Genomic DNA, 26,230 nt, shown 5'->3' with positions numbered 1-26,230 from the left:
CCTACTTTTTTCAACAGATCAAAGTTTTGCATATTTCTTGCTCCTATCTGAATCAAATCCACTTTTTCATTAAATTCATCCAGATACTGTACATCCATCAATTCCGAACAGATTGGCAGTCCTGTCGCCTCCTTTGCTGCTACTAAAATATCCAGTCCAGATGATCCCATCCCCTGGAATGCATATGGTGAAGTTCTTGGCTTGAAAGCCCCGCCTCTTAAAATATTAGCACCAGCAGCTTTAGCAGCTTTGGCAATTTCAATTACCTGTTCCTTGCTTTCAACTGAACACGGACCTGCAATCAAAGCCAGATTTTCTCCACCAACTTTAACTCCATCAACATCAACGATCGTATCATCAGGATGAAAAGCTCGATTAGCTAGTTTATACGGCTCTGATACTTTCATTACTTTTTCAACACATTCTTCTACTTCAATTATTTTAGGATCAATTTGTGTAGTATCTCCAACCATTCCAATAATTGTTTGAATATCCCCTTTTGAAACATGTGGAACTGCTCCCTTAGATCTAATCACATCTTCAATTTTTTTAATACTTTCATCACTTGTGTGCGGTTTTAAAACAATAATCATTTCTATTTCCTCCTATAAATAAAAAACTCGTCCTAATCAAAGGACGAGATATCTTCGTGGTACCACCTTTATTCACTAATAGATCACTCTATCAGCCTCATCAAGTACGCTATCTATATAGTTCATACTCTTACACGTTAACGGGTGTCACCGGAGATGCCTACTTGATTCAACATTCTACTCCTTGATGTATTCAACTATTCATTTGGATATCGTCACACCACCCCGATACTCTCTTTGCCTAAACTCATAGCCTACTCTTTCAATTCATCGTATTTACTCTATGTATTTATCATACTCATTATTTATTTAAATGTCAATTAATTAATTTTTATTTTTTCTATATACTTAACCCAATCATAATTAGCAAATTCACTAGATTTTCTTAGGCAGTCTCATGTATGTGAATGCCAAGTTTTATTTCATGCCAATATTTTACTTTTTTATTATCCGTTTATATTCCTCTCTCACTTTTTATCTAGAAAGTTTTTATCACATTTACAAAAATATAACCTTCTTTTCTTATGAGAAGTTATTCTTTATAATTGCATAAATATTTTCAATAAATTTTCTTTAATTCTAATTTAGTATGATTAAAAACTAAACAGTCTTCAATTAATAAAATTTTCCATCTTTATATGCTCTTGTAATAACGTATGGCGATTCATAAAATGCCCCTTAGAATAAATCCATTCTATTTTAATAATTCTTCTAATATTTTCCTAACATTAAAAGCAGCATCTTCTTGTATTTCAATAATTCTTGCCCTTCTTGATTTAGCGACTTCTCTTAAATCACAAGCAATAGCTGTATGATATGAACATCCTACAACCATGAAGATATCATTAGGTTCTAAATCATAAACCATTTCATATGCTTTTTGATAGTTTGGTGCAGGATCACCATATAATACAGGCTTATTATATAAAGAATAAGCTATATCCATTTCATCATCTTCAGGAAGTCTACCATGCAATTCTAAAGCATCACTTCCAGCTAATTTATGCAAACCATCGATATTCATTGTAATAATTGGAATATTGTATTCAGCTAATGCACTATGTGCATCATTTGGCTTTGCCCCATTCATATTAGCTTTTAATTGTCTAATGATTTCGTTATATTCTTCATGATAAATGTTTGCAAAACTTCTAAACAATTTTTCTCTTACATCTGGTTTTTCCATAAAAGTTGGAATATTAGATTGTTTTGATATTCCTGCTCCTGTAAATGCTATGATTTTCATTGTATTCTCCTTCGTATTATTAATTATTTTATTACATAATAACTCATGATTTTAAACATTAAGATATGTAAACAATTCCTAACATCTAAAAAATATCTTGTAAATATCTATTTTCTGCATATCTTCCTTATCGTATTATACCATTAATACCGCAATTAAAAAGCCCTTTATTGGGCTTAGTTAAACTATTTTTATTGATCCAATAATCATAAGAATTGATAAAATCAAGATGACTATTCCTGAAACATTTTTAAAATAATCTTTTACTCTATACTGAAGTTTAAATTCAGATCTGTTCCTAAACTCTTTAACAATTAATACAACTGCTATAATAATAATTATCACAATTAATATATTGATTACTAATTGAAATACTTCATTATTAATATCTCCTAATTGAGCAACAGCATTATTTATCATATGAATTGAAATAGCAGGAATAATAGAATTACTTTGCAATGTTACCCAACATAAGAATAATGACACAATAAATGTTGGAATTGATTGAGGTAAATTACCATGTATTAAAGCAAATAATAATGAAACTATGATGGATGCAAAAACATCTCCATATTGTTTTAGCTTTCCTAAAATCAATCCTCTAAATATTAATTCTTCTGATATTGGTGCAACAATAACTGCATAAATGATTAAACAAATATTTACAATAAAATTATCTTTAGTAGAAAAATCAGGTGTTTCAAATATAACTATTCCAGATAATGAATTCATTATAAATCCTATTACTAAACTTGTTAACCAGGCTGCCCCTAACGCCATTACAACAAATTTTAAATATTGTATAAATTTAAAATCATCACTTATCTTTAATGGAATAGTTAATTCAAACTTTTTTTGATATCTTTTAACTAAATAATAAGTTACAAAACAAGTAGTTATAGCAGGTGCAAGAAAAAATATTAAATCTTCACCGAATTTTAATGCCATTAACACTGGTTCAATAATCAACATAACTAATGTTTCCAAAAATATATATAAAAGTAACATTCGATTGAGTTTTTTTACATCAGTACCAAATTGTATTGAACTGTTCATATATTTCGCCTCCCTTAGATAATTTCTCTATAATTATTTTATCATCCAATCACCATATATGTCAAATATTGACATAATAAAATTAACTATTTAAAGTTAGTTTTATTAATCATCTATGTAATTACATACCTGTTTTAAATCTTCACGAATTGATAACTGTTGTGGACACATTTTTTCACAAGCACCACACTGTCTACAATTTTTTGCTTTCTTTTTGGATTCCATATTTTCAAGTTTTTCTTTAAATGCTTCATGCTCTTTATAAACATATGCATTATTCCAATATTTAAAATTCATTGGAATATCTACTCCAAATGGACAAGGCATACAATAACTGCATCCAGTACAGCCATTTTGAGTTCTTGATTTTAATGTATCCTTCACTTCTTGAATCAATGCTAGTTCATCTTCATTTAAGTATTCAAAATTTTCAAATGTATTTAAATTATCAATAACTTGATCATATGTAGACATACCACTTAAAACAACTTTTACATTAGACAAACTAGCTACATACCGTAAAGCCCAAGATGAAATACTTGCTTGAAAATTATATTTTTTAAATTTATCAGTTACATCATCAGGCAATAATGCTAAAGCTCCCCCTTTAACAGGTTCCATAACAATTAAAGGAATATTATATTTTTCTGTTAACAAATATCCTTGCATTCCAGCTTGAATATCCATATCCATATAATTTAACTGTAATTGACAAAAATCCCAATCATGATATTCTAAAATTTCTTTAAAAACAGGATATTCATCATGAAAACTAAACCCTAAATAACAAATTTTACCTTCTTCCTTAAGCTCTTGACATAAATCTAAGATATTATATTTGATTACTTTATCCCACTTTTCCTTATCCAATGCATGTAATAAATAAAAATCAACATAATCAACACCTAATCTTTCTAATTGATCTAAAAAGATTTTCTTTGCATCTTCTTTACTAGAAATTTCCCAAATTGGTAACTTAGTTGCTAAAAAAAGATCCTTACGATTATATTTCTTTAATACTTTTCCAACAAATGGTTCACTATCCCCATTATGATAGGGAAATGCAGTATCAATATAAGTCACTCCTGCATTAATAGCTTTATCAAGCATTTTTTCAGATTCAACTTCATCAATATTACCATTTTCATCTAAAGGAAAACGCATACATCCAAACCCTAATAAAGAAGGGCTAATTCCTAATTTTTCAAATTTTTTTGTTTTCATCTTAATCCCTCCACACTACAATCTTATATAAGTATTATACTATTGGGATAATATTTTTACTATATTTAAATATTCTTAAGAAACATCAAAATAAATATATGTTATCATATAAGTATACAGGGAGAGCTAAAATGAAAGAAAATAATAAATTATTTGATTATACCTTAATTTTTATATCAATTTTCTCAATTGGATATTTTATTCTTGTAACTTTAAATTCACGTTTTATCACTGCATATCTTGCTTATCCAATTTTTGCATTTATATGTATCTCTTATGGTTATTTTGAACTAAAGATTAAAATCAGTCTATTATCTAAATTGCCTCTTAAATTAAACTATTTTATAAAAATAATATTTGTTATAATAATATCCCTATTTATTATAATAGAAGGACTAATTATCCATACAAGAGTAAATAACCATTTAAAAGATAGTGATTATATTATTGTATTAGGATCACGATTAAATGGTAATACCCCTTCACAACTATTAAAATACAGATTAGATGCAGCTTTTACGTATCATCAATCATTCCCTAACACAGTAATTATTGTTAGTGGAGGTCAAGGAAATAGTGAACATATTAGTGAGGCTAAAGCTATGAAAAAATATTTAATTAAAAAAGGAATCAATGAAGACTTAATTATTGAAGAAAATAAAAGTACTAATACAAATGAAAATATTATTTACAGTAAAAAAATTATCGATTCTCTAACAAAAGATGATTATAACGTAACTATTATAACAAATGGTTTTCATTGTTATCGTAGTAAGTTACTTGCAAATAAGCATAATTTAACAGCATATACATATAGTGCTAAAGAAAATCTAAACACTGCTTTACATTATTACATAAGAGAATTTTTTGGGTGTTTAAAAGATATTTTATTGTCTTAATTATTCCAAATTAATCACATAATTATTTGCAATTATTATAGTAATCTATAAAATAAAAGGAGAAATAAATATGTTCAATAAATTATATATTACAATTAAATCAAACAATGAATTAGATGATAGTATAATTGATCCCATTACATTTGTTTTAATCGATTGGGGTAGTAATAATAAACTAATTGATTGGGATATTTATCCTGATCGAGCTAAACTTGAAATTAGTACAGAAAACGATGATTACACTCCTTATAGTATCACATATCAAGGAATGGATTTAATTATGGATTTATGCTATGAATATGAATTTTTAATGACTATTATTGATAATGATAATATTAACGAAACATATACAACATATTACAGTAAACCTGGTTGTATTAACTTTGAAACTGATATATCTGAATTATTAGACTAAAAACTTAAATCCAGTTTTTTTTATTTTTTTTACATTTTCTCTTTACATTTATCAAAATATTATATATAATCATTATTGCGTTGAGAGTTAATAAGCTCTTAACAAGATACTTGTGGCGGACGTGGTGAAGTGGTTAACACACCAGATTGTGGCTCTGGCATTCGTGGGTTCGATTCCCATCGTCCGCCCCATTTTTTTATAAAAATTTAGTCTATTAATCATCATAGATGGTTAGTAGATTTTTTATTACATGCTTATTTATTGGTTAAAAAACAGTTTATATTGAATTAAATTATAATAAGTCAATATAATTTTTTACTAGTTATCAAAATATAGTAAAGTTTCTATAATAAGAAACTTTTTTATTTATTTATATTTAATATAGCATTGAAAAATACAGAAATTATATAATTTAAAAACCATATAAAACATTATAAGAATCCATAATAGAGTAGAGGAATAAATTCAGTAATTTATTGCCCCTCCCATTGAACCGTATGTACAAGTCTCATATACAGCTCTACATTTATATCGCTATCACAAATTTTTAAGATAGTAATCAAGAGGAGTGACTAAACCTGGTCTGTCCCCTTTCTTTATGCCTATAAAACTTTTGGTGATATTGTAAAATTAACTACATTCATCGCAATTTTTGGACGAAACCCATAACTACGGTCACTAAAGATCGGTTCATAAACAGTAGTTAGTGTTTGTAATACAGCTTGTTGGATAACTTGGTCTACTACCGTTAGAAGCCCTAATGGTCTTTTCTTTCCATTTAGTTTTGGTATGTAGACTCTTTTCACTGGCATTGATCGATATTGTTTGTTCATTATTTTGGTAATCAATTCTTCCTGATATTGTTAAAACCACTTCTCAATTTCTTGCACAGCCATCTTATCTGCTCCAGTTGATCCTCCTCTATTTGTAAATCTATTTGGAAACATCCCCATTACTTTTACCATCTAGGATTACGCTTCATAGTTCCAAGCTATCCTCATTTTCGGACTATCCAAACATTACTTATAGCGATTTGCACTCTATAAACGTTTTAGTCTTTCAGTATTTCTACCTAATATGACTTCATCTGACTTCTTGTGATAAACCTTTTTCGACCGATGGTACCATCACTGTTTTTAAAGTTTACTGGACTTCATCGTTCATAAGACCTCCCGAGTTAAGACATACATCTTTTTCTATCTTCACAACAAGTTCCTGATCTACTGTCTTGGTTTTACGTTTACCCTATGGACTTTAGTTTATTATGCAGCCTTATCCACCATTTAACTTCATCAGATTTCTGCTCGTAACCTCGAAGATTTTGTTACACCACTTCCTTCACCCATGACATCACTATCAACAGCTTGTGGTTCACTACACTTGACAGTAAATACCTGTGGTTGGACTTTCACCAACTAGATGTATGCCATGTCCAACATACATAAAAAAGTATATAAAAAATATACTTTTTTATATACTTTGAAAATTACTATTTTTATAATCATTCATAGGATTTTTTAATTAAAATTTCTTTTTGTTTGGGATAAATAATATTTATAGTTAAACATAATTTCTTCTTTAATCAAAAAACCAAGTTATTTCCAATTCTATAAATATATTCTTAAATACAAAAAATAAGTTAATCATTTATAGACTAACTTCATTTTTAGTTATAAATAATTCTTCCTCATTTAACTCATAATTTGTTTCTATTAAAAGATTTGAGAAAAATTTATATAGATAATTGTTATCTTCATATACACCTTTGCTTATATCACGAAAATTTGCTCTAACAAGAGCATTTCTAAAATACCTTGAATTATCTTTAAATATCTCATTATTCATTTCTCCTAAACCAAGATACTGAATGTATTTTTGAATAAATAAAGCAGTTGTTCTAGTATTTCCTTCTCCAAAAGGGTGAACCTGCCAAATATTTGATGTAAAGGTTGCAATGTGTGAGATAATTTCATCAGTTGACTTATTTAAATAGTCATAGCACTTTTCTTCATTAAAATCATATTCTAAAGTATCTTTTATTAAAAGATGATTAGTATAAGCAACTGTAGCACCGTTCAAAACTGGTTCTGATTTGGATATATTATAATCTCTAAAGTTACCTATATATTTCTTTGAAATCCCTATATCAAGACCATCAAACAGATATTTATGATATATACGATAAGTATTATAATCAAATCTAAACGATTTATCACTCAATAGTTGAACTAGTCTGACTGATACTATATCTGCTTCCTGCTCATTTAGATTTTTGTTTATCTCTGGCTTCTTATCGTAATATGCACTAATTTCACTTTCAACATCATTATAAGATTTTTTTCCATGAATATTTTCAATAGCTAAATCAATCATGTATTCAGATGGTTTTAAATTATCAACTTCCTGCAATCCAAAAGCAATATTCCAATATATTTGTTTGAGTTTTCCATCTTCTGTCTCAGTTATTATTTCATATTTAAATTCATCATATTTTTCATTGTAACTTTGCATATTCCCTCCGTTGTATAATCTCTTTTAATAAATCTTATTTTGTACTATTATATCATTTTTTAATTAGGATAACATATTAAATAAATATATCTTTACAATCTCATTTCCAATAATGAAAATTCTTCTAATATAAAAATAGGTCCAAAATTCCTTTGTTCATCTAACAGTAGAATGACTTTTGATTTTACTCCATCATCCATTCAACAATAGTAAATATTTTTCTTCTATTATTATTGTAATTTAACATTCTTCTAATAATAATAGATCTCCTTATCTAAAATATTTGTTACTTTCACAATTTTCTAAAAGCAACTCGTTGTTTTTTATTTAAAAAAGATCAATTAGTATATCAATTCTAATATCTGTTTTTTTACATTAATAATTTATTCATTTGATTAATTACAGTATCATTATTATTCTTTAAACTTTATAATCGTAGTATAATACATTTTCATTAAACACAGCTAAAACTATTTCATTTAGTGCCTCTCTATTTTGGTCGATCCACTGCATACATTTCTAGCAAACCACTTTTTCTCTCTGAACAAATATAATTTAGGCTCTAATGATTGTTAGAAAAATACTAAATTTGGTAATACATTATAAAAATAGAAATATGAGATTGCGAATTCATTTATCCCTACAAATGAAAATATATATCCAGTGGTCTTATTAAAAACAGAAACAAAGCTATAAAATTACTAAGACACAGTTCTAATGGTTATCTTGACAAAAATCATCTTAAAATATGTATATTATGTTTTGCTGAATAATAATATAACATATCATATATATCCAATTAATAATAAAAAAGATTATACAAAATAAAAAAAGAATCATAACCCCTCATTCTCCTATACAGTTTTAAAATCTAGGAAGATAATTCTTCCTATAATTTCTTAGTATCTAAAACCCCAACACCACGAGTTATTTTAGATTACCAAAAAAGGTAACACCTTTATATAAATGTTACCTTTTTAAATATTTAATTTTTATATTCTTTTTCTTTTCTTATTTGCATAGAAGATAGCTGATGCAGCTACTAAACCACCTAATGAATACATCATATTTGTTGTATCACCAGTCTTAATTGCATTTCCTTTTGCAGTAGTATCACCTGGTTTTACTGGTACATTATTATCTACTGTTGGATTACCTGGATTAGCAACTAATCCTTCTAATGCTTTTGTTAATCCATTTACTGCGTTTTCTACTTCTTCTGTAGTTGCTTCTGGATTATTTAATACTGCAGTAGCTTTTTCTACTTCAGCATCTACTAATTTTAATGATGCTGCAGAGTAATTTTCTCTATTTACTCCGTTTGCTTGATTAATTAAACCTTGTAATAAATCTTTATTTGGTTTTAATCTTAAGTTGATAAATGCTTTTACTAATTCAGTGTATACTTCATCTATTTCGTCTTGCATTGCATTTTCATTATTTAATACATCATTTACTGATGGTAATACTTCTTGTAATGCATTCCATGTAGATTCAATATAATCACTTGCTGTTAAATTAGCTATTTGATCTGCCATCTTTTGTAATGCTGCTTTATCACCCTTATAGAATTCTAACATATGCATTACACTAGCTAAACGACTAAATGCATCATCTACTTCTTTTTGAGTTGCATTTTCTTTAGCATAAATAGTTTGAGCATTTTCTAATGCTGCACTAAATTCCTCAGCTACTACTGGTACTACTTTATCCAATTCTTCTTGGCTAACAGCTTCAGCCATATCAATTGCAATTGATAATGCTGTTTTGTTAACAACAACAGGGTTTACAGCAGAAGCTGTATTCATACCATAATCCACAACTTGAACTTCTAAATCACTTGCAATAGATTTATCAGGTAAATTTTCAATCAAATCTTTTAGATCAATTGTCATAGTTGTTTCAGTATTGTTAACACGAATAATATCACTAACACGTTCACCTTTATAATAAACAGCTAAAGCTTGAATACCAGATGCATCGCTAGCATTAATTGTAAGTAAATTATCTTTAGTCAATGACATATATACTTCAGGTGCAGTCACATCCACATTTACATCAAAAGACTGAGTCTGAACATTATCAGAATTTAATAATACTTCTAAACAAGAATCTTTGTCTCCATAATCAACAGAATTCAAATATTCATATTCTAACATAGCACGAACTTCAAAAGTATAAGTACCTTCTTCTACTACATTACCATCAAAATCAGTACCATCCCAATACATTTGATGATTATACTTAGTACCATAACTTAAAGCAGCTTGTTGTGTTTTGTTACCATCATTAACCTTTGCTTCAAAATATTCATAATCAGGTCCGATAACATTAACAATATTTCCATTTTCATCTTTAATTGCTACACATAAAGCTTTAGCGTTACGTAATAGATAAAGTGCTGTATAAGCAATATCATCTTTACCATCACCATTTGGAGAAATTGTTACATAAGAACTATTTAATTCTCCATTAGCACGTAAGTTATTTAGATAATTACGAATTGTATTATAATAACTTGTTGAAGTTCCACCAAAATAATCTGGTAATGATGCTCCAGTAAATTGGTTTGCACCTAATACTACATCATATCCATCAACTAAAGAATTTAAAGTAGTTGTGTGGAAGAAAGGATAGTTTGCATCAGAAGTATTCATATTGCTGATGTCATCATAAGCAGTAGCCAAATCAAAGATTGGAGCTGCATTCCAGTCTCCACGGAATCCCATATAAGGAATATTTAAAGTTTCATAATCAGAATCTACATTATCAAAGAAAACGAAACCTTCTAAGAACATACCGTTAGGATATTTTGCATCATAACTTCTCATTGTTTCTTCGTTTAAAGTTACATTAACTGTAATACTAGCTGAACTGTTAGCAGGAACAGAAATCTTTGTTGCAGAAGCACTATCTGCATAACGATTGATGTTATCTGTTACATTAACAATAGCACCACCAGAAACAGCAGTAACTTTCATTACACCGTCTTCAATTGCATCAATATCTGAACCATAAGTGTTAACAGATGCAAGATTTGTACGTCCATTAGATTCAGTAGTATTATCAGTTTGAAGACATGCTAGTACATCAAATGTTTTTGCTACAGAATCATAGTTGTCCATAGTAAATGTAATATCAAAATTTGTTCCTAATTTATCACCTAATTCTACTTTAGTACGAGGTGCTTCACCAGTAACACTGTTATAAGGTACTTCATTATGTAATGTAACTAAACTATGAATTACATTATCAATATTTACCATACCAGCACCTTGACGTCTTGGAGAGAAATATAGATTTTGACGAGTTAAATTTGTTGAACTTACAAATGGTTGATAAGCCACTGCATTAGAAGCTACCAATTGATTTATTAAATTACTATATTCTTGAGTTCCAGTTGTTACTCCAAAAGTATCTAGATTTGCATCTACATATTGTTGTGCAAGAATAAATAAACCTTCTGCATTTGGAGATGCCATAGAAGTACCACTCTTTGAAGAAAGAGCTGTATCAGATCCACCACCTGCAGACCAAATATTACCACCTGGAGACATTACGTCTGGTTTCAAATTCATAGATTCAGTAACACCCCAAGAAGTGAAACTTGATGGACCATTATCGCTATAACTACGATTTACATCTTGAGATTGTTCTGTAGAAGAAAAACTTACATTTACAGTACCATTAGCAATAGCAGTAGATAAAGCGCTATAAGCACTGTTATTAGTAGCAGTACCACCAAAAACAGGAATACTTTCACCATTTTCACCAGTCCATAAACCATTGCTACCAAAATAATCAGCATAAGTACCAAAGTTCATATATACAGCTACAGCACCAGCTTCATAAGCATTTTGTTGAGCAGCCATAATTCCTTCTTCATCATAAGGAACATAACCATAAGTACGTTTTACTAAAGCAATCTTATTAGTTAAATCTTGTGTAATAGATGAACCATCACCACAATCTACTAACTCATAAGTACCTGTTAATGTTTCACCAAGTGAAGGATCATAAAGATCACTAACTGTAATAGCATTTACAGTTTCACCTGCAGCATTTACTGCAGTAGCAGTAGTGTCTGTCCATTTATTTGTATAAGAATACCCTGTACCTTGAGCTGAGGCAATAGTCATAGGTCCATACATAGAACCAGAGAAACCAAGAGATGCACTGTTAGGAATCAAAGTACTAGATCCATTAACCAAAGCACCTGGATGACTATCACGAGCATCATTACCTGCAGAAACGCAGATAGAAATACCACTAGCACTAGCACGGTTGTAAGCACGTTGATATCCAGCTTGAGCATAAGTATTCATAGTTGTAAATCCATTAGGAATACCAAGAGATAAGTTAAACGCATTAACCCCTAAAGTAACAGCATCATCTAAAGCAGCAAATACTGCTTCGTCAGATTCTTGACCGAAATCATCATTTTCATCAAATACTTTAAAGAACATGATTTGAGAATCATAGGCAGAACCTTTGACACCAGAAATTTCATAGTAGTCTTCACCACCATTACCAGCAACAATACCACTAACATGTGTACCGTGACTGCTAGCATCTCCATCCCATGCATCCAAATCACCGCAAGCATAATCAACAGAGAAAGGAACTTTAGAGTTGTAATAGAAATCACCATCTAAAATAGCTTCTTGTACATCTGTAGAAAAACCAGTTTCATCATACTCATGGAACCAGCTTCCCCAACCAGATTGGAATAAATTTAAAGTATCCTGGTTAGCTTCGATAGCCTCAAGCAAATTTTCTCTTGTTTTATAATTTTCAAGTAAACCTGCTTCACCATCTTTTTCTATTTCAGGATCCATATAAGAAAATAACTTATGAGTGTAACGAATACTACTATCGAAAACACCAACAACTTTACCTGCACCAGTATAACCAGCTTCCCAAGCTGCTTCAAGTCCCATTTGGCTTGCAGAACCAGAATCAGCAGTAACAGATCTGTTTATATCAATAGCATCACAATCAGTAAGATCATAATAATCTTCTAAAGATATATATTCTGTATCTTCTTCGTTTTCTTCCCAGTTATCATCATATTTATAACTTTGTGTTAAATAAACAGACATTACTCCATCTAAAGCTTCAATCTGTTCTACATATTTATACTCAACTTGAACAGCAAAACCATTAAGTAAGTTAGTGTAATGATACTTAAATATCGCATTTGGAGCAAATGCAGAAATTTGAGTTTCGATTTCCTCTTGATGGCTTACTAAATCTTCACGATAAGCTGCTACTGATGCATCAGCAGAATAACCAATGCTATCATTTCTAAACATAGTAACAAATTCATCCACATCTAGAGTGGTTTCTCTTTCCAATTCTACAACTACAGTTACGACTTCATCTGGGTCATACTGTTTGTTAGAAATTGCCTTCCCCTTAGTAAGCTCGTCTAGAAGACTTGCATTAGCTACATTTCCATTGTCTAACGCTGAACTTGCCATAAATGACATACTGAACACCATTGATACAGCAAGACCACCTACCAAAAGCTTTTTGATTGAATTTTTTTTCATAAATTCATCTTCCCCTGGTATATCATTTACAGATTTAAATAAATCATAAATGATATACCTTTCCTTTCTTTAAATTTCATTTAGAACCGTAAAAAGCAAATATGTATAATCTGATTACTTCTTATAGCTTAAATCACCTTAAAAAAGTTATTGTCACTTCTTTGTATTTTAATAGTGATAAGTTAGATAAATCTTTAAATTTATATTTCTCACCAAACTCTTTAATACTCTGCTTGTGGCAATCATATTTATACAAACCTTATTTCTATTGATACTGGTAAACTTAATCATTAGATTTCTCTTACTGATTCTTATAGTAAAGTCTATCTTAACCTCTTTTTAGAATTCATTAACAAAATTTTTTCTAAAATCAATCCTTTAAAAGTTTCTAATATCAAGTTACTCTTGAAACAACTAATCTTTCATTTATCATTGCTCAAGTTATATAAAATAAAGACTACACAACTATGACCAAACATAAACTTGATAACATTCTTCTTTAACAGAAGATACTAATAGACTTATAAATCAATTACAGAAATATACTGACATCATTTTTCCAAAATCCAATTTCTTATTCAAATTAAAGTATTCCAGGTCTTAAATAGCTTTATTAAAAAAACTAAATAATGCTCATTTAACCTATCTCAAAAATATCATCTCTTTTGATGATAAAGAAAGAACATAAATATTGATACTTCTCATATAAGAAATATTACTAGAAACTCAATTAGTGAAAACAATAATTTCATAACTCTTAAAATAACAATACTTATAAATAATTAATAGTAGAGGATAAAAAAATAAAAGAATCAGCTAAAAACTTACCTCACCGATCTATTCTATCCTAATATTAGAATTTACATAAAAATGTACATTTTAAATGTAATCGGTGATATTATTGCTTTAATTCTTCCAGAAAAATTGTTAGTTTTGCTGATATGAATCCTAATACATATTAGTCGATAAAATACAATACTCCCTCAACAACAGCATTATCTAAACAATAATCTCGTTACTTTCGTAAAGCCTTATATCAGTGTAAATTCAATTCTACTTTATAATAAATACTATAACCAACAACATATACAAGATAAATCTTACAAATACGTTCAAAGTCATACAATAAGAAAATTAACTAAGAGTTATTGATAAATCTTTATCCAAAAATAAAGAATCCTATACAGACTTTTAAAATAGTATGGATAAATATTTATCAATGTTTTAAAAAAGCTACAAAAATAATTGATTCAGTATACACTTTTATTCACTTTTCAATGTCCTAAAAATATCCGCTAATTTTTATAAAATCACTTGTCTTTTATCTAATTAGCTTTCAAAAATAGAAATGGTACATCTAAAACCTAATACCTCTGTGTACGAAACGTACTACACAGCCCCCCTGTCTCGTTGCACCACTTAATTCACAAAATTTCATTTTATCTACTCCTGACTTCCACATATTGAAGCATTAAAAAATAATCTTAACAAGTTACCTGGACAAACCTGCACTTTCCTCTTTCAAATGCTACTGAGTCACCAGAAATGAGAAAAATAGAAATATTGTGATTCTATTATATCAGAAATGATAAAAGTTGACAATGTGAGAGTTTTTTTACATTAATAAAAATGTATTATTTTTGTGATAATGACAATCTTAAATTTAAAATATGTAAATGTATTAATAAGTTTGATATCTTTATCAAGTAATCTTAACATAATTTAATAATATACTTTGTAACACTATATATAAATGTATTTGAAAAAACTATAATTTCCATATTAATCTGTAATAAAATAGTTGATGAAAAATTCTTAAACTTTGTATATTAGCATACATAAGTTATAACTTTTCAAAGACTGATTTTCCTTATAAAAACAGGTAAGTTATAAATAACTCATACTGTTGATAAAATCGGATTTTTTCTTTCCTGCTTTTTAAATATTAAAATTTATTTCAGAGCATTTTTGTATATTTAAATTTTAAATAAACTATCAGTTGGTAATTACAAAAATACATATTTCCATACATTCTTTTCACAATTTATTTATAAATAAAAATGGCATACCTCTACTATTTATATAACAATTTTAATTAATATATATAACATACTCCATTAATAAATACTTAAAAAGATTAAATTTCCTCTATTATTATTTTTAACTTTAAAAATAAAAGAGGCTGTAACGAATAAGTAATTTTTATCAATTATTTAGAGCGTTCAGCTCTTTTTCTTTTATTAATCCTTTTCATACAAAAAGATTCATAGGAGTTATTTCATTGTGAACAACTTTTACGAATTTTTAACGCACTAAAAAAATGCTCCCCTTTTTTTAAAACTGGTTCTTTAGTTTTAATAATGACAATAATTTCTCCATCTTTTTCTTATTTTCTATTTTCCTGCGGTGATATTTCCTGATGTTTTGTCCTATTGCTATCATATATATTTTCAATTTCACACCAGTTTCTCCCTAAAATCCATAGACTGTGCTCACTAAATATCAGCTCATAGATTGTATTTAGAACTTGTGCCATAGCCTATTGAATAACACAGTCTACTACTGTTGGAATTCCTAATGGTCTTTGTTTTCCATTTGGTTTAGATATATAGACTCTTTTAACGGACATTGGTCGATATTTCTTGTCCATTATCATTGAACTCATTAATTCTTCCTGATATTGTTCAAACCAGTATTCAATCTCTTGCACTGTCATCTTATCCACTCCTGGTGCTCCTTTGTTCTGTTTGACCTTTTTGATTGCCATTTGTAAATTCTCTTTACTTAAAATCCTTTCCATTAATTCCATATTGCTACTCTTCCTCTACTTGTAAATCTACTTGGAACCATCCCAACTGCCTTTACCATCTATGATTGCGTTTCATAGTTCCAGGCCACATCCTAGTATTCAGACTATCTAAACATTGCTTATGGTGATTTGCACTCTATAAACGTTTCTGTCCCTCAGTATTTCTACCTACTATGACTTTCATCTAACTTCTTATGGTAAACCTTTTTCCATCAAGGGTACTATCACTGTTTTTAAAGTTTACTAGACTTCCACGTCTATACGACAAGACATGCGTCCTATTTCTTTCACAACATCTTGATTTACTGCCTTGGTTTTACGTTTACCTTTTGGACTTCGGCTTGTGTAACAACCTAATCCACTATTTAGCCTCATCAAGTTTCTGTTCGTACGCTCAAAAGAATTGCTACACCACTTCCTTCACCCATGACATCACTATCAACGGCTTGTGGTTCACTACACTTGGCGGTAACTACCTGTAGTTAGTTTATCTCCAACTGAATCCATGCCCAACACACTACCAAAAAAACACGGTTACCCGTGTTTTTCATTTTTTGAAACTAAAATGAGTTATTCACTCGTTACAGCCCTTTTTAAATTCATGCTCTAACTACGATACATCATGTTCATTTGACGTATTTCTTCTTTTATTTTATCTCTTAATTCTAACGGTTTAAATACTTCAATATAATTTGCTAACTGTAAAAACCATTTTACAAGATCATCATCATATATAACATTTTCAATTGATATATCTATAAATTGATGAAATTGATTCACTATAAATACACTATCCTTAAAACGATCATGTAAAAGCTCAAATACCTTATTACTATTAACTGCATATACTCTTATTTGTACATTTATTACAACATCTTTCGATACACCAAGAGGATCATTAGATTGCCAAACTTGATTTTTAAATGGCGCAATTCTTTTTTGTACATATTTAGGAGTACGTACCACTCTTAACTCTGTAATACGATTAATTCGATAATATTCTAACTCCAGATCCTCTCCATTATTGATATGATAACCAACCACATAAATTTGATTATTAATAATATCAATATTAGTTGGATACATCATAATAACTTTACCAGCCACAGCTTCTTTTAATTCATTATCATTGACAACATAATCCAAACGTTTAAATGAAATACAAGCATAGTTATTTATTGCATTAATAATTTTTTCTAAACAAGATAGTATTTGTATTTGTTCATTTTCATCATTTAAATTATCTAATAAATGATATTGATTTATTTTATGTAAAGAAGTATCTGATAAAACCTTTTCAATTAATTTAGAATTACTGCTATCATCTAAGCTTAAACATTTTTTTAATAATCTAGTCAATATAATTAATTCTATATCACTATAATATGTTTTTTCAACAAATGCTCCTTTTTTCTGTTTAGTTGTGTAATCAACACTACAACTTACATTTGTTTTATAAGGATATAATAAAGTATCTTGATATTCTTTAATAATATCATTAAATGCCTTTATTGACTCTATATCTGCTTTAATCGTATTACTAGATATAGTAGTTCCTAATTCACTAATCTTAGAAATTAGTTCTTCTCTAGAAAGAGCATGATTTTCATCAGTTAATCTTTTTAAAAGATATTCAGTTAACAAAATTCTTGTACCATTGCTAATATCTCCCATACATTTTCCTCCATTACCCTAATTTTACTTTATCTATTTAAATATGTAAAATCTCAAATAAGTATATACATTAATTATTTGGTACATTAAAAAATAATTATCTAATATTTTTACTAAAAACAAAAAAAGAGTCAAAAATCGACTCTCATTTCCAAATAAACTAAACTATATTTCATTAAATCCTAATAGTTTTCATTAAAAAAGTGTCCCTTGCTTTCCCCAGGTTTGATACTCATCAAAAGAAACATAAATATCATTAGGCTCAATATTAGTAGTTTCTTTAATCATTTTTATTAATTCTTCAGTAAATTTCTTTTTAGCATCAAAATCTATTGATTTATATAATTTAATAGCTACCATCATACAAGGAATATCTTCACCTCTAAAATACATAATTTGATTATCTTCCATGTGAAGCATTAAGTTTTCTTCTTTTTTACCTGGAAGTATAGTTATCAGCTCTCCAGTTCTTTTTGCAATCTCATTTTCTTGTCTAAGTGTTAATTTGTGATTTGTTGTAAATGAAATGAACGGCATATTCATTTCCTCCTTTTAATTAGTTTATTATATTCTAACATGTTTTTATGATGATGTTAACACCAATTATTTTAAGTTTCGATATTTTCTTAAAATTATTGTCTATTAGTAATATATCATCTAAATATAGCTTGATTATATACTCCAAAATTCTTTGCTTTTTACCTAAGTATATTTCTATGCCAACATCTCACCATATATCCTTTTACTATTTTATGTACATCTGCCTTATTCAATACATATTTATAAATAAATTTGACATATAAAAATTCTTTTGTATTTTGTCTGTCTATTAAATAAACCCAGATAAATTTTTAAGATAATAAATAAGCATTTTAAGCTTTTTTTGAATTTTCAAAATACTTTTTCATATTTTATTAAACTTAAAACAATTATATTATAAAAAATTATTAATGCGCTTACTAAACAATTTGATTTATTAAAAAAAATATGGTAATATAGAAGAGCAAAAGTAGCAATATAATTTTCAAAGTATCACAAGTATTAGAAGATTGTATTCCTTTATGTACCGCCGCAATCCTATATTTGTGATTTAGAGTTACATAGAGTATTTCCTTTTTGCACATCTTTCAAGGAGGTACCATTTAATGAGTACAGGTAAAGTAAAATGGTTTAATCAAGAAAAAGGTTTTGGATTCATTACTAATGATGAAGATGGAAAAGATATCTTCGTACATTTCTCAGCTATCAATGCTGAAGGTTTCAAAACTTTAGAAGAAGGTCAAGTTGTTGATTTTGAAATCAATGAAACTGATCGTGGACCACAAGCTCAAAACGTTACAGTTAAATAATTTTTGAGTTAGAGAAACCCTCTTGGGTTTCTTTTTATTTTTACCTAAAACTTATTTTTATTTATCTATTAAACTGATTATACTATACAACAAAATATAAATTCTTCAATAGAACAACTATAAATACAATTCATACCTGTACTCATCATAATAATTTAACTACTAAAGTATAATATTTTAGTAGCAGTATTAATATTGATCTTCTTTTATTTCTTTTTGTAAATAACTTTAGAAATTCTATCCAGCTTTATTAAAGCATAATTACTACATATATGATAGAATGTATCCTGATGGAGGTTATTTTATGAAAACATACTGCGGTTTAGAATATAGTTTAAAAATTAAAAATACAATCACTGAAACGATTAAAACAGCTAAGAAAACCCCTTTTATTAATTATATTTTTATTGTTGATGATCCATTATTTTTTGAAGAAGCTTTTTTCAAGTATACTGATACTTTATTTAATATCCAAATAATTCGTTATCAAGATTTATTAAAAAAAATATTACGTTTTTATCATCTGTATCAATATGAAGAATTAACAAGATTAGAAAAAATATTAATTATTAAGAATTTAATTGAATCTTCAAATAATCTTTTTAATACAGATAATAAAATGGAACTTATTTATGAATTAATAGAAATTTTTGATTTATTTCATTTAGAGCAAATTGAATATTCACAAATAAATTTACCATCTGCCTCAAAAGAAAAAATAACAGCTATTATAAATTTATATCAATCACTAAATAAAAATATCCCACAACATAAATGCTATCAATATGAAGATATTTTATTTGATCAAATTGATGAAAATTTATCAAACAATCATTATATCTTTATAACAGATAAAATATTTTATCAACTACGTTTTCAATTCATCAATAAATTAGCAAAATTTAATGATATTACTATCTTGATCAATGATTATGATGATTCAAGAAATTTAAATACCCCATTTAAAAGATTCCATAAAAATGATTATTATACTGATTTTAATCATCCTTTTCTTAAGCATTTAAATACCTATCTTTTTTCACTTCAATCACCTAAATATCTATCAAATTCACCATTACATAGTTTAATTCAAACTACTCCAAAAGCTCAAATTGAAAGTGTAGTTTTAAATATTTATCAAAATATTGTTGACAAAAACAAACATTATCATGATTTTGCAATTTACTATCCAAATCAAGAGTATCTAGATCTTTTAATTGAAACATTGAATAATTTTAATATTCCACATAATATTAAAAAAACCTTAGTTTTTAAGGAAATGGATGCATGTTTATTATGGCTTAAATATTGTTGTAATAATGATGATAATGATTTACTTGATTTACTAGATACTAAAATAATTAATGGTTTTATAGATTATAATTACTTAGATATGATTAAAAAAAGATATATAGAAACTGGATATATTAAAAATCCTTTTATAGATAAATATGATATAAGTAATTGTCATATATTAACAGAATTTAGTGATATGATGATAAATTTCATTAATAATGAGATTATTTATAATCAAAATCAGACTACTTTAATTAACTTTTTTAAGAATCTTCGTGGTGAGCAATTCTTTACAATTAAAGAATTTTATAACCTTGTCACAAAATTAAAACCAATTTTAAAAGAAGATAAAAAAATATATAATGATCATCTATACCTATTAAACTATAATCAATGTTATAGTGGAATCCTTGAATGTTCTTACATATATCTAGTTGGTGTAAATGAAACAATTGTCCCTGTTCAAACTAAAGATACTGGTATCTTATTAGATCATGATTATCGAATCTTAAATTTACCTGATTTAAATCACCAGATTGCTTTAAATCAAAACAGTATTTTAAAAGTATTAAATAGTAATATGAATTTTATTGCAATATGCTTTAGTAATGCAACAATTGATGGACAGCCATTATTAAAATCTTCTCTATATAATCAATTAAAAACAATGTTTAATTTCACCAGCATTGATATCAGCAATGATTATTTACATTACAGTTTAAAAGATAAACTATATCTTTTAGGTGGTAAAGATCCTAATTATAAATTCTTAAATAATATGATCAATCACTATAAACAGACAAATAATCAACCTAATAATCTAACACAATCTCTATTTTCATCTCATCTTTCACCAAGTAAATTAGAAACTTACAATGCTTGTTCCTATAAATATTTTAATCAGTATGGCATAAAAATCTATCCATTTAAAGATCCCACTTTTCAAACAAATGAAATCGGTACTATTGTACACTATGTTTTAGAAAAAACTAAAACATTATTTTGTGATAATAAAACTGCTATGAATGTAGATTTCAGTCAAATAAATCAACTCGTTGATCAATATGTTGATGAATATATTAATCTTAATGAATTAAATGAACGATTAAACTATGGAACTAATAATTTTATTATTACAATGATTAAACAAGATCTTTTAAATACAGTAATTGTTTTAATTAATCAAATGAAGATTACAGATTTTAAAATTATTGGAAATGAAGTTGAAGTTAAACGTGATTATTCTAATTTCAAATTTAGTGGAATTGTTGATCGTGTTGATCAATATGATAAGTATTTAAAAATCATAGACTATAAATCCAGCAATAAAGACCTAGATATTTCTTTAGCTATTCAAGGATTTAACATTCAAATATTGTTATATTTAGATACCCTAACAAATCAAATGAAATTAGAAAAAGGAGCCCTATTATATTTTAATACCAAAAAAAGAATTTTAGCTAGCACAATGAAAATAAATGAAACAGAAAGTGCAAATAATTTCTTTAAACTGTATAAAATGAACGGATATGTAAATGAAGAAGTTATTGAAGAAATTGATAATCAAATAGATAAGGAATCTTCAATTATTAAAGCTAAATTTGTCAAAAAGGACGATTGTTATAAAGGAAATATTTTAAGTAGTTATTCTTTTGAAAGACTTTTAGCTTATGTTAATAAACACATTGAAAAGCTATATCAAGAAATTCTGTCAGGAAAAATCAGTATTAATCCTAAAGGAAGTGATGATACTACTACTCATAATAAAATAAACCCTTGTACTTATTGTAAATATCAGAGTTTATGTAATTATGATGTCTTTTATAACGAACATACGCTAGTTGATAATAATAATCTTGAATATCTAATTAAGGAGGATGTAAATAATGCCGATTAATTCATTGAATGACGGACAATTTGAAGCAGTTGTAACTCGTAATTGTTCTATTTTAGTTTCTGCACCTGCCGGTTCTGGAAAAACGAAAATTTTAGTTAACCGCATTATGGCCTTGATTGAAGAAGAACATTACAATGTTGATCAACTTCTTGTTCTAACTTTTACTAATGCTGCTGCTTTAGAAATGAAACAACGACTTCAAGTTGCATTACAACAGCGCCTGCAAGAAGATATTAACCAGCAATTAGAACAACACTTATTAAAACAACAACAATTGCTACCCAAGGCTTATATTACTAATTTTCATGGCTTTTGTAGTACTTTACTAAAGCAATATGGTTATCTTATCAATATTAATAGTAAATTTGATATTTGTACTGATCCCACTATAATTAAACATCAGATCCTTGATTACTGTATTCAAACATGGGTAAAAGATTCATCATTTGTTGAATTTATAAGTACATATTTTCCTGAATACTATTTTAATAGTTTCAAAAATGCTATTTTTAAATTTGAAAACCTAAGTAATACAATATATGATTTTAATAATTATCTTAATGAAATTAAAATTTCCATCTATAACCATATCATTAACGGTGATAACTCATCATTAACTTCTTGGCCAATTAATCAAAAAATTATCGAATTATTAAAAATTCAAGCTACAATGGGTTTAAACAAAGTTTATGAATTAGCAAATTTTGCTCGTGATCACAACCTAACATTTTATTATCAAAATCCTTTTGATAATAGTAAACCAAAAAAAGCAGATTTACCAAGCCCGTTTGATTGCCATCTTAAATATTATCATGAGGTTATAAATGCAATTGATAGTAAAGATATGGAAAAAATTATTAGTACAAGTAATGCTGCTTTAACAAAAAGTTATGATAGTAGAGGTCTTTTTAACGAAAATAATGAAGAGTATAAAGCTGAATATAATCGTTTAAAAAATAATGTTATTAAATTTTATAAAGATAAATTTAAAGATCTTGTTTATGAAGATATCGAAGAGTTTAAATTGGTATTATCAACTTCTATAGAACCCTTAGAAAAACTTATTAAATATCTTGAAGAGTATAAACAAGCATATAATCAGTATAAACGAGATCATAATCTTATAGATTTTAATGATTTAGAAGCTAATGCTTTAAAATTACTACAGCCACAATATGGAATTGCAAACCTGCTTTATAATCAATTAAAAGAAATAATGATTGATGAATATCAAGATACCAATCAAATCCAAGAAACATTAATTAATAAAATCGCCGATTTTAAAGAGCCGAAAATTAATCGTTTTATGGTAGGCGATATGAAACAGTCAATCTATCGTTTTAGAGAGGCTGATCCCGAAATATTTAATGAAAAATATCTTACCTTTAATCATCTTCCTAATACTAAAAGAATTGATTTAAAATTTAATTACCGTTCTAATAAAATAGTTTTAGATTGTGTCAATTATATATTTAATCAAATCATGGATGTTAATATCGGAGGACTCGACTATTATTTAGATGATAGTGCCAAATTAAATTATGACTTTTTAAGAAAAGAAGGCGCAAAAGAATTAGAAGATTTAACAGATGTGACATTAAAAGCCTCTAAACGCCTTGAAGAAGAAGAACGTTTTACAAGTGAAGTTCTTTTATCATATCAGACAAAAACAAGTTCCAGTGATGCTGAATTAGAAGCTAAAATAGTAGCTAAAAAAATCCAGGAAATTGTTGGTCATCTAGAACTTGATAATTTTGATAAGACTAAAAGAAAAGCTAACTATAAAGATATTGTAGTATTAATGCGTAACACTCGTAGTTTTATTGCTTTCAAAAAAATCTTTTCACGTTACAATATTCCAAGTCATATTGTTTTATCACAAGGATTTTTACAAGCTTCAGAAATAATTAGTATTATAAATGTCTTAAAAGCCTTTGATAATCATTTAGATGATATTGCTTTTACTAGCCTCTTAAAAGGGAATTATGTTATTAGCTGCTTTGATGAAAATATGTTAGCAAAAATCAGAACAGATGAAAATGTTTCTATCTACGATAATGTTTTAAATTATATTGAAACAAAACAGCCTAACTATCAATCATTAGAGAAATTCATTAATTATTATCATCAAATGCGTGAATATTTTAATTTTCATTCAGTTAAAGAAAGTCTAAATAAATTCTATCAAGATAGTGAATATTTAAGTTTTTTGGCTTCATTAGTCAATGGTAGACAAAGAGTAGCAAACCTGGAGTTATTATTACAAAAAATGGATGAAATGAAAGATGAGTCTTTACATACAATTGTGACAAAATTTAATAAGATGATGATCAATGGTGTAAATCTCTCTCCTGCCATGGTTTCCAGCAATGATGATAATGTTGTTTCTTTCATGACTATTCATAAATCAAAAGGATTGGAATTCCCAATTGTCTTTGTTTCTAATCTTCAAAATAAATTTAATCAGCAAGATGCTAGAGAAAGAATTATTAGTGATAAAAAACTAGGTATTGCAATTAAACCACGAATAAAGCAACAGTTAGAGCCTTATCAAGATGTTATTTGTGAATATGAAAATAAATATCGAAAAATTATTGCCAGTTATCAAACAAACGAAGCTATTAATGAAGAAATGAGAATATTTTATGTTGCTTTAACAAGAGCATCACAAAAATTAATTTTAACAGGATTAATTAAAGATCCCCAAGATATTATTAAATGGCAAAATTATGTTATTAATAATAATGAAGATTCTATAGTAAATCCTCGTTGTAATGATAAAGTAATTCTCTATCATAATGCCAGAAGGCAAAACAGTTATTTAGACTGGTTAGGTATTTCTTTAATGAGTCATGATGATATTATTGCTCAAGGAATTAATAAGGAACTTTTAGATAATGATAATTCAGATGAAATAATTAATGAAGTTAAACATAATTTCCAAACAATCATGATTCATAAAAGTAAAAATTTAACTAAGGAAAATACTAAACACAGTAAATTTTCAATTAAAATCTATACCCATAAAGAAATTGAACAACAGATTTTAATTACCAATCAAAAAGAAAAGACTCTTGATCTTGTTAATTATAATCGTTATAACAATTTTAAATATCCATATTTATCTAATTTAGATAAAGCAATTGCTGTTACACGTAAAATTGAAGATGGAGATCGTACCTTTAATAATGTAAGTTATGATTTTGATGATTCTAATATTGATGGAGCAACTCGTGGTACTATTATCCACAGTGTTCTTGAAAACTTTGATTTAAAACTTGGATTAGATGATAATTTAGCTCTATTAAAAAAATATGGTCTATATGATCAAGAAGCATGGAAAATAATTGATAAATATTATCTGAATCTTAAAAACTTTCTATCAAGTGAAGTTTATTCATTAATGTGTAATGCCAAAATTGTATATAAAGAAAAAGAATTTTCAATGTTAGATGAAGGGCAAATCATTCATGGGATTTTTGATGTTGTTTGTATTAATGATAATGATATTACTATCATTGATTATAAGACCGATAATATTAAGAGTTCTACCTGTGATGAATTATTAGTTTCATTACACAAAGATCAAATGAATTATTATAAAAAAATATTAGCTCGAGTTTTTCCTCAAGCTAATATCAAAGCTATTGTTTATTATTTACATATTAATAAATATATTACTATTTAGATACACAGTAAACCTGTG

At 27.4% G+C, this 26,230-nt stretch carries 16 protein-coding genes, 1 tRNA gene, 1 pseudogene and 1 other annotated feature; of the genes and pseudogenes, 6 read left to right on the top strand and 12 right to left on the bottom strand.

Going from position 1 to position 26,230, the window contains the following annotated elements; all coding sequences use genetic code 11:
• From BMW96_RS03460 to BMW96_RS03445, 4 genes and pseudogenes are all read right to left on the bottom strand, one after another.
• A pseudogene (locus BMW96_RS03460) lies at positions 1 to 593 on the bottom strand (3-deoxy-7-phosphoheptulonate synthase); the annotation flags it as partial.
• Positions 594 to 629: 36 nt separating this feature from the next.
• Positions 630 to 873: a binding site (T-box leader), on the bottom strand.
• 414 nt (positions 874 to 1,287) lie between these two features.
• Positions 1,288 to 1,839, bottom strand: a complete 552-nt coding sequence (locus BMW96_RS03455) for a Sir2 family NAD-dependent protein deacetylase (protein ID WP_092352535.1) — start codon at positions 1,837 to 1,839, stop codon at positions 1,288 to 1,290.
• Positions 1,840 to 2,019: 180 nt separating this feature from the next.
• Positions 2,020 to 2,895, bottom strand: a complete 876-nt coding sequence (locus tag BMW96_RS03450; RefSeq protein ID WP_092352533.1) for a CPBP family intramembrane glutamic endopeptidase — start codon at positions 2,893 to 2,895, stop codon at positions 2,020 to 2,022.
• A gap of 105 nt (positions 2,896 to 3,000) precedes the next feature.
• Positions 3,001 to 4,119 (bottom strand): aldo/keto reductase, encoded by a 1,119-nt coding sequence (locus BMW96_RS03445; RefSeq protein ID WP_092352531.1) that lies wholly within the window; start codon positions 4,117 to 4,119, stop codon positions 3,001 to 3,003.
• 131 nt (positions 4,120 to 4,250) lie between these two features.
• On the opposite strand from BMW96_RS03445, the gene BMW96_RS03440 reads away from it, so the two are divergent.
• The 3 genes from BMW96_RS03440 (at position 4,251) to BMW96_RS03430 (ending at position 5,624) form a co-directional block, all read left to right on the top strand.
• The gene (locus tag BMW96_RS03440; protein ID WP_092352529.1) at positions 4,251 to 5,018 is read left to right on the top strand and encodes a YdcF family protein; all 768 of its coding nucleotides are present in this window, start codon (positions 4,251 to 4,253) and stop codon (positions 5,016 to 5,018) included.
• Between the two features lie 70 nt (positions 5,019 to 5,088).
• A complete protein-coding gene (locus BMW96_RS03435; RefSeq protein WP_092352527.1) occupies positions 5,089 to 5,433 on the top strand; it encodes a hypothetical protein in 345 nt (114 codons plus the stop codon).
• A 115-nt stretch (positions 5,434 to 5,548) separates the two neighbouring features.
• Positions 5,549 to 5,624 (top strand) — tRNA-His (locus BMW96_RS03430).
• A gap of 411 nt (positions 5,625 to 6,035) precedes the next feature.
• Here the strand turns inward: BMW96_RS03430 and BMW96_RS14310 are convergent.
• The 8 genes from BMW96_RS14310 to BMW96_RS03400 all read right to left on the bottom strand — a co-directional run bounded on the left by BMW96_RS14310 (position 6,036) and on the right by BMW96_RS03400 (position 18,525).
• On the bottom strand, positions 6,036 to 6,239 hold the full coding sequence (locus tag BMW96_RS14310; protein ID WP_244881248.1) for a reverse transcriptase domain-containing protein: 204 nt from the start codon (positions 6,237 to 6,239) through the stop codon (positions 6,036 to 6,038).
• A gap of 486 nt (positions 6,240 to 6,725) precedes the next feature.
• Positions 6,726 to 6,848 (bottom strand): hypothetical protein, encoded by a 123-nt coding sequence (locus BMW96_RS14610; RefSeq protein WP_257606858.1) that lies wholly within the window; start codon positions 6,846 to 6,848, stop codon positions 6,726 to 6,728.
• A 232-nt stretch (positions 6,849 to 7,080) separates the two neighbouring features.
• The gene (locus BMW96_RS03420) at positions 7,081 to 7,944 is read right to left on the bottom strand and encodes a Fic family protein (RefSeq protein ID WP_092352525.1); all 864 of its coding nucleotides are present in this window, start codon (positions 7,942 to 7,944) and stop codon (positions 7,081 to 7,083) included.
• A gap of 992 nt (positions 7,945 to 8,936) precedes the next feature.
• Positions 8,937 to 13,499: an Fn3-like domain-containing protein gene (locus tag BMW96_RS03415; protein WP_092352523.1), complete on the bottom strand. Its 4,563-nt coding sequence runs from the start codon at positions 13,497 to 13,499 to the stop codon at positions 8,937 to 8,939.
• 2,334 nt (positions 13,500 to 15,833) lie between these two features.
• Positions 15,834 to 15,959, bottom strand: coding sequence for a hypothetical protein (locus BMW96_RS14605; protein WP_257606854.1), 126 nt, complete (start codon positions 15,957 to 15,959; stop codon positions 15,834 to 15,836).
• Positions 15,960 to 16,038: 79 nt separating this feature from the next.
• Positions 16,039 to 16,308, bottom strand: a complete 270-nt coding sequence (locus tag BMW96_RS03410) for a hypothetical protein (RefSeq protein ID WP_244881247.1) — start codon at positions 16,306 to 16,308, stop codon at positions 16,039 to 16,041.
• Between the two features lie 606 nt (positions 16,309 to 16,914).
• Positions 16,915 to 17,982: a WCX domain-containing protein gene (locus BMW96_RS03405; protein ID WP_092352521.1), complete on the bottom strand. Its 1,068-nt coding sequence runs from the start codon at positions 17,980 to 17,982 to the stop codon at positions 16,915 to 16,917.
• A 195-nt stretch (positions 17,983 to 18,177) separates the two neighbouring features.
• On the bottom strand, positions 18,178 to 18,525 hold the full coding sequence (locus BMW96_RS03400) for a phenylpyruvate tautomerase MIF-related protein (protein WP_244881246.1): 348 nt from the start codon (positions 18,523 to 18,525) through the stop codon (positions 18,178 to 18,180).
• A gap of 602 nt (positions 18,526 to 19,127) precedes the next feature.
• On the opposite strand from BMW96_RS03400, the gene BMW96_RS03395 reads away from it, so the two are divergent.
• The 3 genes from BMW96_RS03395 (at position 19,128) to BMW96_RS03385 (ending at position 26,212) form a co-directional block, all read left to right on the top strand.
• Positions 19,128 to 19,331, top strand: coding sequence for a cold-shock protein (locus BMW96_RS03395; RefSeq protein WP_092352517.1), 204 nt, complete (start codon positions 19,128 to 19,130; stop codon positions 19,329 to 19,331).
• Between the two features lie 304 nt (positions 19,332 to 19,635).
• On the top strand, positions 19,636 to 22,524 hold the full coding sequence (locus BMW96_RS03390; RefSeq protein WP_092352515.1) for a PD-(D/E)XK nuclease family protein: 2,889 nt from the start codon (positions 19,636 to 19,638) through the stop codon (positions 22,522 to 22,524).
• Complete coding sequence (locus BMW96_RS03385; protein ID WP_092352513.1) at positions 22,514 to 26,212, top strand: UvrD-helicase domain-containing protein; 3,699 nt, start codon at positions 22,514 to 22,516, stop codon at positions 26,210 to 26,212. Before BMW96_RS03390 ends, BMW96_RS03385 begins: the two co-directional genes overlap by 11 nt.
• Positions 26,213 to 26,230 lie beyond the last annotated feature (18 nt).

Source organism: Thomasclavelia cocleata, assembly GCF_900102365.1.
Lineage (GTDB): Bacteria > Bacillota_I > Bacilli_A > Erysipelotrichales > Coprobacillaceae > Thomasclavelia > Thomasclavelia cocleata.
This window is presented reverse-complemented; position numbering and strand designations above follow the sequence as displayed.